Below are 12,896 nucleotides of genomic sequence, written 5' to 3'. Positions count from 1 at the left end.
GCCTAGGCTGGACGACCATACCCTTGACGGCCATGACCGGCCTTGACCCAAATTGTTCTAGCGCCAGACGGAGCAGTCATAATGAAAAATTTCCGCGTCAACCCAAATAAACGCTTGGAAGATCAAGGCATTACGGGTGCGTCGGCAGTGTATTACAACCTGTTGGAACCAGCGCTGATAGAAGCGGCGGTCAAACGCGACGAAGGGCAGATTGGCCTGGGCGGTGCGTTTCTGGCAAGCACAGGTGCGCATACTGGCCGCTCGCCCAAGGACAAGTTCGTGGTGCGCACGCCATCGGTCGAGAACACGGTCTGGTGGGAAAACAATGCCCCAATGCCCCCCGAGGCGTTCGACCGGCTGTATGATGACATGCTGGCCCATATCAAGGGACGCGAATTATTCGTGCAGGACTTGTATGGCGGTGCCGATCCAACGCACCGGCTGGACGTTCGGGTTGTGACAGAACTGGCATGGCATGGCCTGTTCATCCGGCATATGCTGCGCCGTCCCCAAGCGTCGGAGTTGGAACATTTCGCGCCGGAATTCACGATCATCAACTGCCCCAGCTTCAAGGCCGATCCCGCGCGCCATGGCTGCCGGTCCGAAACCGTGATTGCGCTGAATTTCGACCGCAAGCTGATCTTGATTGCGAACACGGCCTATGCCGGCGAGAACAAGAAATCGGTCTTTACGCTATTGAACTACCTGCTGCCTGAAAAAGGTATCATGCCGATGCATTGCTCTGCCAATCATGGCATTGATGATCCCGATGATGCGGCGGTGTTCTTCGGTCTGTCAGGCACGGGCAAGACCACCCTGTCTGCGGACCCGTCGCGGATATTGATTGGCGATGACGAACACGGGTGGTCAGACAAAGGCATCTTCAATTTTGAAGGCGGCTGCTATGCCAAGACCATCAATCTGGATGCCGAAGCAGAACCCGAAATCTATGCGACCACGCACCGCTTTGCCAGTGTCGTGGAAAACATGGTGTTCGATCCCGACACGCTGGAGCTGGATTTCACCGATGACAGTCTGACGGCGAATACCCGTGTTGCCTATCCGCTGGATGCGATTTCGAACGCATCGGACACCTCGCTGGGGGGTGTTCCCCGCAACATCATCATGCTGACCTGCGATGCTTTCGGCGTGCTGCCCCCGATTGCGCGGCTGACGCCCGCACAGGCGATGTATCATTTCCTGTCGGGATTCACGTCGAAAGTGGCAGGAACCGAGCAAGGCGTGACGGAACCACAACCCACATTTTCGACCTGCTTTGGCGCCCCGTTCATGCCGCGCAGGCCCGAAGTCTATGGCAAACTGCTGCAAGAAAAGATTGCAAAATTCGGGGCCGAATGCTGGTTGGTCAACACCGGCTGGACGGGCGGGGCCTATGGCACCGGATCGCGTATGCCCATCAAGGCCACGCGCGCGCTTCTGAGTGCCGCACTTGACGGATCGTTAAGCACTGTTGCATTCCGGCGCGACCCGAATTTCGGCTTTGATGTGCCGGTGTCTGTGCCGGGCGTGGCGGATGTGCTGCTGGACCCGCGCAGAACATGGGAAGACCCAAACGCATATGACGCGCAGGCCACAAAACTGATTGCCATGTTCGCCGAAAATTTCGCGCAATATGTGCCTTTCATTGATGATGAAATCAAGCAAGCCGCCATCGGCTGAGGGTGACCCGCATCATCTGATCTGACCGACGGAAAAAGCCCCGCCGCGGTCGCGGTGGGGCTTTTGTGGCATTTCTTCAGCGGGCTTTGTCCCCCGTCGTCTGCAACACCGTCCCCGGGAGTATTTAACGCAAGATGAAACCTGCGATGCGGGCTTAAGACCCGCTGGCGCGGCGATACCAATCCGCAATCTGCGCGCGCGCGGTCGCATCCATCAGCACCGTGCTTCCCGGTGGCATGGCATGGCTGATCCCTGATTGCAGATAGATGCTCTGTGCGGCGCGCGCGACCTGCGCTTCGGTTTCAAGAACCACCCCCTTGGGTGCCCAATGCAAGCCCGGCCAGACCGGGTCTTGGGCATGGCACATCGAGCAATGGCCAACAACGGTCCAATACACATCGTCAAAATGCGGATCATCGGCAAACCGCGCCGCAGTCGGGGAAAGGCTGGCGAATGCGTCCTCCTCATCGCGCGGCTGGCCCAGCGTCGAGAGCCATATAATGGCGATGAACAGCACTGTGGTTGCAGCCCATGTCCACCATTTATAGCCGCCACCCATATGCATGGTGTTGAAAAAATGCCGGATCGTCACCCCCATCAGAAACACCAGCCCCGCTATTAGCCAGTTATATTCGGACGCAAAGGCCAGCGGGTAATGATTTGACAGCATCAGAAAAATGACCGGCAAGGTCAGATAGTTGTTATGGGTGGAGCGCTGCTTGGCAATCTGGCCGTATTTTGCATCAGGTGTCCTGCCTGCGCGCAAATCGGCAACCACGATTTTCTGATTGGGAATAATGATCATGAAGACATTCGCACTCATGATCGTGGCCGTAAACGCCCCCAGATGCAGCAGTGCCGCGCGGCCCGTAAACACCTGCGTGTAGCCCCATGCCATGATGACCAGAAGCACGAACAAAAGCACCATCAGACGGTTATTGTTATCCCCGAAGCGGGATTTGCACAAAAGGTCGTAGATGACCCAGCCCACCGCAAGCGACGCGACGGAAATAGCAATCGCCTGCCATACCGCCAGATCCATAACATCGACATCAATCAGGTAGAATTCCGCACCGACATAATAGATCAACGCCAGCAATGCGAAGCCCGACAGCCATGTCGCGTAGCTTTGCCATTTGTGCCATATCAGATGTTCGGGCAGCCGGTCCGGAGCCACCATGTATTTCTGAATGTGATAGAATCCGCCGCCATGGACCTGCCATTCTTCGCCATATGCGCCCTTTGGCAAATCGGGGGATTTGCGCAGGCCCAGATCCAGCGCAATGAAATAGAAACTTGACCCGATCCAGGCAATTGCCGTGATCACATGCAGCCAGCGCAGCGCGAATTCCGCCCATGCGCCCATGACAGCCAGTTCCAGCATCAGACATCCTCCGATTATCAGGTGTTACGCAGGCTATACCGCTGCATGGCTTTCTGTTAACCCAATTAAACCCCTAGCACTTTCAAATGCAGCCTGAAAATACCAATGGCCTATATCAACAACATCAGGATGTTCGTGCGCGTCTATGAATTAGGCAGCATGTCGGCGGCTGCGCGTGACCAGCGCACATCACCTGCTGTCGCATCAGCGCGGGTGGGGGAGTTGGAAAAGCATCTGGGCGTGCGGCTGTTCAACCGCACGACACGTTCGCTGAAACCCACATCCAACGGAGAGCTGTTCTATGATGGCGCGCTGAAAATTCTTGATGCCATATCCGAGGCAGAATCCACCCTGACACACGCAACAGCCCAACCGCGCGGGACCTTGTTCGTGGCTGCCCCCCTTGGCATTGGCAGGCGGTTGATTGCGCCCCATATGCCTGCATTCAAGGCAGACAACCCCGAAACAGAGCTGCGCCTGCGCCTGTCCGACCGTAGCATAGATATCACTGCCGAAGGGCTGGACGTGGTATTCCATCTGGGACCACTGGAAGATTCCGCACTGAAGATGCGTTTCATCGCGGAATGCCCGCGCATTTTATGTGCCGCACCGGATTATATTGAACGGCGCGGCATGCCGCAGGACGGCGCAGCCCTGTTGGCACAAGGCCATGACTGCCTGAACCTGCGCTTCCCCGGCGCGCGCGAATTTCAATGGACCTTGCAAACGGCCACCGGCCCGCAACGGTTCAAGATAAGCGGGCCGTTCGAATCCGATGACGGGGATGTTCTGACAGGCTGGGCGCTGGACGGGCATGGTATTGTCATGAAACCGGTCTTCGAGATTGCAGACCATCTGCGCAGCGGCGCATTGGTACCCGTGGCCGCAGCAACGCCCCCCCTGCCCGTCACGCTGGCGGCACTTACCCCCCACAAGCGCTTGCGCGACCTGAAAGTGTCCTTGTTTACCGATTTCATTGCCACAAGGATCAGGGCTGAACTAGCTGCAATGACCACAGCTTGAAACCGTCAAACACTTGCGCGGAATGTGTGCCAAAGCGTAACGATCTGCTTGCCCGTCCAACTGACAAATTCCGGTTGCGTCCACACCACGACCAACACACAGACAAAGACAATCTGACACGACACGATAACCTGCATATGGGTGCAAAACGGTTCCTTCCGTGTCTTATGGCGCAGCACACGCCGCGCCCATAATCCCCCCGGGGACCCACCCCAGAACATCACGCCCAGCAACTTGCTTTCCGGTATACGCCACTCGCCATTTCGGGCGCGGCGCTTGTCTATCCAGAACAGCAAAACGGCCAGCATGTTGATAAAAAAGAAATAAGCTCCACCGAAGATCAGAACGCGCAGTGTTGCGTCACTGGAAAGGGCTATCAAATCCATATGGCCGGACCTTGTGTCACTTCATCCCGTCACGAATTAACCTATCATTCTGACCAAATTCAGGCACTCAACTGCCGCGATAGGTCGAGAACCCGTAAGGCGACAGCAAAAGCGGCACATGATAGTGGCTTTGCGGATCATTGATCCCGAAACGAATGGGAATTTCATCCAGAAACAGCGGCGCGGCGCCCGCCTGTCCGGTGGCACGCAGATAGTCACCTGCCGCAAAGACCAGCTCATACTGGCCAACGCCAAACGCGGCCTTGGGCAAAATCGGGCTGTCGGTGCGCCCGTCATCATTGGTGACCATACGCGCCAGTTCCACACGCGCGGTCCCTTCCAGCCTGTAAAGCGTGATCTGCAAGCTCTGCGCGGGCGCACCGCGGGCCGTATCCAGAACATGGGTGGTCAGAAAACCGGACATTGCGCGTCTCCGTTTTGTGCAAATATAAAGATAAGCCTAGACGACCAGCACGGCTGCGCACCAGCCCCTTGCCTTGACCCTTCATTTCAGGTCTTTCAAAAAATGACTGAAAGCGGAAGTGGTAATCTTGTTTTATCACAGTGTTATTCTGATGATCGGAGGCCCCCTTGCAACGCTACCCCCGCAACCTGACCGGATATGGCGCAACACCCCCAAATGCCGCTTGGCCGGGGGGCGCGAAAATCGCCATATCGCTTGTGCTGAATTATGAAGAAGGCGGCGAGAACTGCCTGCTGCATGGCGACGCCGCGTCCGAGGGGTTCTTGTCCGACATTCCGGGGGCTGCGCCATGGCCGGGGCAACGTCACTGGAACATGGAATCGATCTATGACTATGGCGCGCGGGCCGGATTCTGGCGGCTGCACCGGCTGTTTACCGCGCGCAATCTGCCCGTTACGATATATGGCGTGGCCACAGCGCTTGCGCGCAACCCCGAACAACTGGCGGCCATGAAGGCCGCGGATTGGGAAATCGCCAGCCATGGCCTGAAATGGGTCGAGCACCGTGACATGTCCGAGGATCAGGAACGCGCCGCCATCCACGACGCCATTCACCTGCACACCGAAACTGTGGGCACGCCCCCGCGCGGCTGGTATACGGGGCGCTGTTCGGTCAACACCGTGCGGCTGGCGGCGGAGTTGGGCCAGTTTGACTGGATTTCAGACACCTATGATGATGATCTGCCGCACTGGATGGAATTTGGCGACCGCGACCAGCTTATCCTGCCCTACACGCTGGAAGCCAATGACATGCGCTTTGCAACGGCACCGGGCTGGGTGACAGGCAGTGATTTTGAATCCTATCTGAAAGATGCCTTCGATGTGCTTTATGCCGAAGGGGACGCTGGCGCGCCCAAAATGCTGTCCATCGGCCTGCATTGCCGCCTGATCGGGCGGCCGGGCAAGATTGCGGGGTTGATGCGTTTTCTGGACCATGTGCAGGCACATGAAGGCGTGTGGTTCGCGCGACGCATGGATATTGCGCAGCACTGGGCCACAACCCACCCCCACCAACGCCGCACCCGCCCCAGCACGCTGGATCACGCAGGTTTCGTGGCGCGTTTTGGCGGTATCTATGAACACTCGCCTTGGGTTGCAGAACGTGTCCATGCGCTGGAACTGGGGCCTGCCCATGACAGTGCGACAGGGCTTGCCAATGCCTTCGCGCGCGCCTTCCGTGCGGCCAGCAAGGATGAACGCCTACAGGTCCTGCGCGCCCATCCCGACCTTGCGGGAAAACTGGCTGCAGCCAAACGCCTGACACCGGAGTCTACGACCGAACAAGCCAGCGCGGGGCTTGACGCCCTGACAGACGAAGAACGCGCTACATTCCAGAAACTGAACACCGCCTATGTCGAAAAACACGGCTTTCCCTTCATCATCGCCGTGCGTGACAATACCAAGGCCTCAATCCTTGCGGCGTTCCAGACACGCATTCAGCATGACACTGCGACCGAATTTGCCACCGCCTGCCAGCAGGTCGAACGCATTGCAGAATTGCGCCTGAACGACATGCTGGCTTCATCTTGCTGAAAATACTCAAATCCGGTCAGGCCACCTGAAATGACGCAACATATCACCCTACGCCCGCTAACCGCGTCGGCATTCGCCCCGTTCGGCGATGTGCTGGAAATTCAGGGCGCGCCTGACAAGCTGATCAATCAGGGCCTGTGCGGGCGTTTCCATGACCGCGCGGCACTGGATTTCGGCAGTGGCGGGCGGGCCGGAATTTCCCTGTTCGACGCACAGCCCCGCGCCCTGCCCTATTCCCTCGACATGATGGAGCGGCACCCTGATGGCACGCAGGCCTTTATTCCCATGCATTGCGAAGCCTTCCTTGTGATCGTCGCGCAAGATGATGGCGGGCGCCCTGCCACACCGCAGGCCTTTGTGACGAACGGGACGCAGGGTATAAATTTTCACCGCAACATCTGGCACGGGGTTCTGACGCCCCTGGCCCACCCCGGCAGGTTTGCGGTGATCGACCGGATCGGGGACACACCGAACCTGCAAGAACACTGGTTTGATACACCATGGCAGGTGCGACACGCAGATTAACTTAATCGGCGATAAATCACCGCCATCTGCCAAGCGGGCGAACCGCAGTCAGCCATCGCATATATTCAACAGGCTTACCCATTGGCCATCATTCAGCAGCGCCCCATGCGCGGGCTGGGTCAGCGTGTCCATATCGGGGCGCAAGGCGTCCGCGATCTGTTGCGCGGCAGGGTCCAGCGGCACCGGGTTTTCGGTGAACACACGCAAAGACAAGTCAAGCCGGTCAAAGCGCAACTGAACCGCCTCCATATCCGGCGGTGCCAGCGGCGCGGCCAGAACCGAGCGCGCATAGCCGCGCGCGGCACCGGCGCGCAATTCCCCCGAAGTCAGCAGGCGAAACGTGCTCAACACCCCGACATGGCGCAATAGCGGGCGCAGCGGGTCATCTGCGGCTGCGCGCACACCGGCCACCGCGAAGGCACCGGCAAGGGCCTCCACACTTTCGGCCTGATCCAGAAGGCGGGCATCCATCACGAACAGCCGTCCGGGAAAATGCTGTATGCGCGGGGTGTCCTGCGGCAGGCCACGCATGATGACGAGTCGCGCGGGCGCGTCGAACAAGCGGCGCTGCAACACGCCCAACGCACTGGTGCCAAGCCCGCTTTGACACGAAACCGCGCCGGTCTGCACCAGATCGGCCAGCAGGCGATCTGCAATTTCGGTGCGCTTGGCCATGGGCACGACCGATGCGGTATGGTCCACCAATGCAGGCGGCATCAGAAACGCACCAATCCCCAGAATGACAAGACTGAACGCTGCCATGATCGGCAAGCGCAGCCGGTCAAACATGCTGCGCGGCGGTGCCAGCGCCGCATGCAGTTCTTTCAACGCATCGATCAGCAGATCTTCATCCAGTTCCAGCACTTCGCTGGCATCGCCATCCGGGCTGAACAAGGCGGGGCGCTGGCCGGGGTTCAACCGCTCTATCGCGGCCAGAGACCAATGCGACAGAACATGCATGCTGCGGCTGTCCATGATCACAAGTGTCGCGTCCCCGAAGGATACGACAACTTCACGGCGCTGGTCTTCGACCCCGCCGGACCAAAGGCCCATGCCTTCTAACTTATGATATTTCTTAAGCGCGGTCGTCATGCCGCTTGCCTGCTCTGCCGTTTTGAAGGCACCTTAGCGCAACTTCGCACACAAGGCCAGCGTGTCACAACGCACGCACATATTCGCGCAAATCGCCTTTCTGTATCTTGCCGGTGGCCGTTTTCGGCAGGTCCATGAAGACCACCTGCTTGGGTGTCTTGAACCCCGCCAGACGTTCGCGGCAAAAGGTGATCAGGTCCTGCTCGCTGACCTGCGCACCTGCTTTCACCTCGATGCAGGCGCAGGGAACCTCGCCCCATTTTTCGTCGGGCTTGGCAACAACCGCAGCCAGCCCGACTGCGGGGTGCTTCATCAACACCCCTTCCACCTCGACCGAGCTGACATTCTCGCCACCTGAAATGATGATGTCCTTGGCGCGATCCGCGATCTTGATATAGCCATCCGCATGCCAGAATGCGATATCGCCGGAATGGAAATACCCGTTGCGAAAGGCATCTGAGGTGGCTTGCGGGTTTTTGTAATACCCCTTCATCACCCCATTTCCACGATGCACGATTTCCCCCAAAGCAACCCCGTCACGGGCAACCGGCGTCATGGTGTCGGGCTGTATGACGCTGACATCTTCCATGAAGGGCATAAGAACGCCGGTGCGGGCCTTCACATCTGCGCGGTCATCGCCGCGCAAGCTGTCGAACCCGTCATGCCACAGACATTCGGTTGCGGGACCATAAGTTTCGGTCAATCCGTAAACCTGCGTCACATTAAACCCCAGCGGTTCAATCGCGGCCAGAACGGCCGCAGGCGGCGGCGCACCTGCGGTGAACACTTCGACAGTATGATCAAACGGCAACCTGTCTTCGGGGCGCGCAGTGATGATGGTCTGCAAAACAATGGGCGCGCCGCCGAAATGGGTCGCCTTTTCAACGCTGATCGCGTGATAAATGCCCGCAGCCGTCACATCCCGCAGGCAGATGATGCAGCCCCCCAACGCGGGAATCATCCACGGATGGCACCATGCATTGCAATGAAACATCGGCACAATCGTCAGATACCGTGGGAACAAGGTCATACGCCATGAAATCGGCTGGCTGAGGGTCGACAGATACGCGCCGCGATGGTGATAGACCACGCCCTTGGGGCGACCGGTTGTGCCAGATGTGTAGTTCAGCGCGATGCTTTCCCATTCATCCTGCGGCATGATCCATGAAAATTGCGGATCACCTGCATCCAGAAATGCCTCATACTCGATGTGGCGTCCTGACGGGGTGAACCCCGCTTCGGTGTCGGGAACCTCGACAATCACGGGCGGGCTGTCCAACGCTGCGCAGGCGGCTTCGGCCAGCGCCAGCAACGCGGTATCCACCAGCACAAGTTTTGCCGCACCATGGCCCAGAATATACGCCACCGTATCCACATCCAGTCGTATGTTGATGGCATTAAGCACCGCCCCGCAGGCAGGCACGGCAAAATGCGCCTCGGCATGGGCGGGAATATTGGGCAAAAGCGTTGCCACCACATCGCCTGATGCGACGCCATGTGCCGCCAGACTGGACGCAAGGCGTGTCACCCGATGGGCATATTCCGCATATGTCCGGCGCGTCGTTCCATAGACCAGCGCATCACGGCCCGCGAACACATCCGACGCGCGCCGCAAATGCGACAACGGGGTCAGGGCCACATGGTTTGCTGCGTTTCGGTCCAGTCCGGTTTCATCTGCAAGCCAGCCCATCGCCCCTCCTACCTACGCATTGCAAGCACCCCTGGCGGGCACCTTGAATGAAATTATCCAACATTCATCTGAATTGAAATAAAATTCCACGCCTTGAAAATGTCCAGTTGTTTCCCTGATTCTGTCCTTAACCACGGGTTAACCTTCATCAGAGGCAAGAATGCACCATCAACAGTGCGGATACAGAAAGAGGATTCGAAATGCTGAATTCAGGAACCAATGCGCATGCACATATTGGCAGTCTGTCAGCTTTTGCCCCCGCAATCGCTGCGGCCATGCACAAGGATGCCGGACTTTATGATGTCGCCCTGCGCGAAGACGGGTTGTTGCCGGGCACGCTGATCGGCACGGATTCGGGCTGGCGTGGTGTGGAAACCATTCTGGCCGGTGATCTGGTTCTGACCTTTGACAATGGCATGCAACGGGTCGAAGCCAATCACACGATAACGATCGCGCAAGCCAGCCTGCCAGCACATAAGGCATTCATGATGGTCATTCCGGCAGGTGCTCTGGGCAACCGCAAGGACATATCACTGCTGCCCTGTCAGGAAGTCATCGTTGAATCCGACATGGCCGAAATCGACTTTGGCGAGCCGTTTGTGCTGATTCAGGCCCTGATGCTGGAAGGGTATGGCGGCATTCACCGCGCCCCTATCACGGGTGATCTGAGCATTCACATGCTGACCTTTGCGACAGAACAGGTCATTCATTGCGCCGGTGCCGCCCTGGTCAGTGCCCGTGCCGAAAGCGATTTTTCGCCCCTGCATGCAGCCGCCGCCATTGGCACGCTGGACACACCCCGCCTTAGCCTGTCGCAACTGCAAAGGGTCGCAAATGCCCTGAAACAGGATGCAGCCTGCGCGGCACACACCGCGCAAGCTGCCTAGCACAATCATGCAGCGGCTGAAGCGCGGCCTGCATAAAAACTGCGACCCGATTGTGCCATCTGGCGCAGCAGATCGGGGGCCTTGAAGCGCGCGCCAAAGCGCGCTTCAAGATCGTCGCACACGGACACCGCGAATTCCGCGCCCAGCATATCCAGCCATGAAAACGGCCCGCCCGACCATGGCGCAAAGCCCCAGCCCAGAATTGCGCCGACATCCCCTTCGCGGATATCTTCCAGCACGCCGTCTTCAAGGGCGCGCACCGCTTCCAGCGCCTGGGCGAACATCAGGCGGTGCTGCACCTGAATGACATCAGGTTGATCGTCCGATTGCGGAAACTGGTCAGCGATCCCCTGCCACAACCCCTGCCGCTTGCCCTTGTCGTCATAGGCATAGAAACCGGCTGCGGATTTGCGGCCCAAACGGCCCTGTTCGACCATCCAGAACACAACCTCGTCCACGTCACTATCGGCATAGGCTTCGCCCATGGCCGCACGCGTCGCCTTGGCAATCTTGGCCCCCAGATCAAGCGATGTTTCATCGACCAGTTGCAGCGGTCCCAACGGCATGCCCATCAGCTTGGCCGCATTTTCCACCAGCGCGGGCGCCACCCCTTCGCGCACCATGCGCATGCCCTCATTCAGGTAGGGAATGATGCAGCGGTTGGCATAGAAAAACCGCGCATCATTCACAACAATCGGGGTTTTGCGGATCTGGCGGACAAAATCCAGCGCCTTGGCCACGGCGCGGTCGCCGGTTTCACGGCCCTTGATGATTTCCACCAGCAGCATCTTGTCCACCGGACTGAAGAAATGGATGCCGATAAACTGGTCCGGCCGCGCACTGGCCTTGGCCAGATCGGTGATCGGCAGGGTCGATGTGTTGGTGGCAAAAATCGCGTCTTGCGGCAGCACGGCTTCGGCCTTGGCCGTCACTTCGGCCTTGACCTTCGGGTCCTCGAACACCGCCTCGATCACCAGATCGCAGCCGCTCAGCGCGTCATAATCGGTGGTGGCGACAATGCGCCCCAGCACGTCGGCCTTCTTGTCCTCACTCACCTTGCCACGCTTCATGCCCTTGTCAAGAATACCCTCGGCATGGGCCTTGCCCTTGTCCGCTGCCGCCTGCTGCGCATCGATCAACACCACATCAATACCGGCATTGGCCGCAACATAGGCAATGCCCGCCCCCATCATGCCTGCGCCCAGAACCCCCAGTTTGCGGACTTTCTCATCCTCGACCTTGGGGCGGTTCGCGCCTTTTTCCAGTGCTTCCTTGTTGATGAACAACGACCGGATCATCGCGCCGGAACTGGGGTTCATCAGCACATGCACGAACCAGCGCGCCTCGATCCGCAAGGCGGCGTCAAAAGGCACCATCGCCCCTTCATACACTGCCGACAAAAGCGCCTTGGCCGCCGGATAGACCCCTTGGGTCTTGCCATTGATCATGGCAGATGCGCCCACAAAGGTCATGAACCCCGCCGGATGATAAGGCGCACCGCCGGGCATCTTATAGCCCTTGGCGTCCCATGGCTTGACCAGATCGGCGTCTTTTGCGCCCAGCACCCATTCTTTCGCGCGCGCCATCAGGTCTTGTGCGGGGACGACTTCATCAATCAAGCCCGCCGATTTGGCTTTCTTCGGGTCCGACAATTTGCCTTCCAGCAAGAAGGGTGCCGCCCCCATCGCGCCCAGCTTGCGCGCCAGCCGCGTGGTGCCGCCCGCGCCGGGGAAGATGCCGACCATGATTTCCGGCAGGCCGATCTTGGCCTTGGGATTATCGGCTGCGATGATGCGGTGACACGCCAGCGGGATTTCCAGACCAATGCCCAGCGCGGTGCCCGGCAGGGCCGCCACAACCGGCTTGCCCCCCTTCAGGGTCTTGGGGTCCATGCCCGCGCGTTCAATCTTGCGCAGGCAGCGATGCAGCGACATGATCCCGTCAAACAGGCCCTTTTCGGGCTGGTCACCCGCCATGTCCTTCATTTTGGCAATGACATTCAAATCCATGCCACCTGCAAAATCCGCCTTGGCAGAGGTGATGATGACGCCCTTCACGGCCTCATCCGCAACCGCAGTGTCGATATGCGCTTCAAGTTCGGCCAGCCCATCAAGCGACAGCACATTCATGGACTTGCCCTGAATGTCCCATGTGATGATCGCAACGCCATCAGCATCTACGGAATAGTTAAAATCAGTCATGTTCTTTGCCCC

Annotated in this window: 11 protein-coding genes; 5 read left to right on the top strand and 6 right to left on the bottom strand. The window is 58.7% G+C overall.

The annotated features are described in order from the left end of the window. Positions 1-81: 81 nt before the first annotated feature. The gene (locus tag P8S53_RS07515; RefSeq protein ID WP_277806521.1) at positions 82-1,680 is read left to right on the top strand and encodes a phosphoenolpyruvate carboxykinase; all 1,599 of its coding nucleotides are present in this window, start codon (positions 82-84) and stop codon (positions 1,678-1,680) included. 154 nt (positions 1,681-1,834) lie between these two features. Here the strand turns inward: P8S53_RS07515 and P8S53_RS07510 are convergent, their stop codons facing one another. After that, on the bottom strand, positions 1,835-3,064 hold the full coding sequence (locus tag P8S53_RS07510) for a urate hydroxylase PuuD (protein WP_277806520.1): 1,230 nt from the start codon (positions 3,062-3,064) through the stop codon (positions 1,835-1,837). Positions 3,065-3,169: 105 nt separating this feature from the next. Here P8S53_RS07510 and P8S53_RS07505 point away from each other — a divergent pair, with 105 nt between their 5' ends. Further along, the gene (locus P8S53_RS07505; protein WP_277806519.1) at positions 3,170-4,087 is read left to right on the top strand and encodes a LysR family transcriptional regulator; all 918 of its coding nucleotides are present in this window, start codon (positions 3,170-3,172) and stop codon (positions 4,085-4,087) included. A 5-nt stretch (positions 4,088-4,092) separates the two neighbouring features. Here the strand turns inward: P8S53_RS07505 and P8S53_RS07500 are convergent, their stop codons facing one another. Together P8S53_RS07500 and uraH are read right to left on the bottom strand one after the other, a co-directional pair. Further along, a complete protein-coding gene (locus P8S53_RS07500; RefSeq protein ID WP_277806518.1) occupies positions 4,093-4,473 on the bottom strand; it encodes a DUF1294 domain-containing protein in 381 nt (126 codons plus the stop codon). 67 nt (positions 4,474-4,540) lie between these two features. Next, positions 4,541-4,897: a hydroxyisourate hydrolase gene (gene uraH, locus P8S53_RS07495; protein ID WP_277806517.1), complete on the bottom strand. Its 357-nt coding sequence runs from the start codon at positions 4,895-4,897 to the stop codon at positions 4,541-4,543. Positions 4,898-5,064: 167 nt separating this feature from the next. Between uraH and puuE the strand changes: the two genes are divergently transcribed. Further along, a complete protein-coding gene (puuE, locus tag P8S53_RS21310) occupies positions 5,065-6,489 on the top strand; it encodes an allantoinase PuuE (RefSeq protein ID WP_306417838.1) in 1,425 nt (474 codons plus the stop codon). 30 nt (positions 6,490-6,519) lie between these two features. Then, the gene (locus P8S53_RS07480) at positions 6,520-7,014 is read left to right on the top strand and encodes an ureidoglycolate lyase (protein WP_277806516.1); all 495 of its coding nucleotides are present in this window, start codon (positions 6,520-6,522) and stop codon (positions 7,012-7,014) included. A gap of 48 nt (positions 7,015-7,062) precedes the next feature. Here the strand turns inward: P8S53_RS07480 and P8S53_RS07475 are convergent, their stop codons facing one another. Further along, entirely contained in the window at positions 7,063-8,106 is a 1,044-nt protein-coding gene (locus P8S53_RS07475; protein ID WP_277806515.1) for a hypothetical protein, read from the bottom strand. A gap of 64 nt (positions 8,107-8,170) precedes the next feature. Continuing rightward, entirely contained in the window at positions 8,171-9,796 is a 1,626-nt protein-coding gene (locus P8S53_RS07470) for an AMP-binding protein (RefSeq protein WP_277806514.1), read from the bottom strand. Positions 9,797-9,996: 200 nt separating this feature from the next. Between P8S53_RS07470 and P8S53_RS07465 the strand changes: the two genes are divergently transcribed. Further along, on the top strand, positions 9,997-10,683 hold the full coding sequence (locus P8S53_RS07465; protein ID WP_277806513.1) for a Hint domain-containing protein: 687 nt from the start codon (positions 9,997-9,999) through the stop codon (positions 10,681-10,683). A gap of 5 nt (positions 10,684-10,688) precedes the next feature. On the opposite strand, the gene P8S53_RS07460 is transcribed toward P8S53_RS07465, so the two are convergent. Next, positions 10,689-12,884: a 3-hydroxyacyl-CoA dehydrogenase NAD-binding domain-containing protein gene (locus P8S53_RS07460; RefSeq protein ID WP_277806512.1), complete on the bottom strand. Its 2,196-nt coding sequence runs from the start codon at positions 12,882-12,884 to the stop codon at positions 10,689-10,691. Between the last annotated feature and the right edge of the window lie 12 nt (positions 12,885-12,896).

The organism is Roseinatronobacter sp. S2 (assembly GCF_029581395.1).
In the GTDB taxonomy this organism is placed as follows: domain Bacteria; phylum Pseudomonadota; class Alphaproteobacteria; order Rhodobacterales; family Rhodobacteraceae; genus Roseinatronobacter.
The sequence above is the reverse complement of the archived record's forward strand: the minus strand, read 5'-3'. Positions and strand labels throughout refer to the sequence as shown.

Coding starts and splice junctions, on each gene's coding strand:
- P8S53_RS07515 (WP_277806521.1), top strand. CDS start 82: ATGAAAAATTTCCGCGTCAACCCAAATAAACGCTTGGAAGATCAAGGC.
- P8S53_RS07510 (WP_277806520.1), bottom strand. CDS start 3,064: ATGCTGGAACTGGCTGTCATGGGCGCATGGGCGGAATTCGCGCTGCGC.
- P8S53_RS07505 (WP_277806519.1), top strand. CDS start 3,170: ATGGCCTATATCAACAACATCAGGATGTTCGTGCGCGTCTATGAATTA.
- P8S53_RS07500 (WP_277806518.1), bottom strand. CDS start 4,473: ATGGATTTGATAGCCCTTTCCAGTGACGCAACACTGCGCGTTCTGATC.
- uraH (WP_277806517.1), bottom strand. CDS start 4,897: ATGTCCGGTTTTCTGACCACCCATGTTCTGGATACGGCCCGCGGTGCG.
- P8S53_RS07480 (WP_277806516.1), top strand. CDS start 6,520: ATGACGCAACATATCACCCTACGCCCGCTAACCGCGTCGGCATTCGCC.
- P8S53_RS07475 (WP_277806515.1), bottom strand. CDS start 8,106: ATGACGACCGCGCTTAAGAAATATCATAAGTTAGAAGGCATGGGCCTT.
- P8S53_RS07470 (WP_277806514.1), bottom strand. CDS start 9,796: ATGGGCTGGCTTGCAGATGAAACCGGACTGGACCGAAACGCAGCAAAC.
- P8S53_RS07465 (WP_277806513.1), top strand. CDS start 9,997: ATGCTGAATTCAGGAACCAATGCGCATGCACATATTGGCAGTCTGTCA.
- P8S53_RS07460 (WP_277806512.1), bottom strand. CDS start 12,884: ATGACTGATTTTAACTATTCCGTAGATGCTGATGGCGTTGCGATCATC.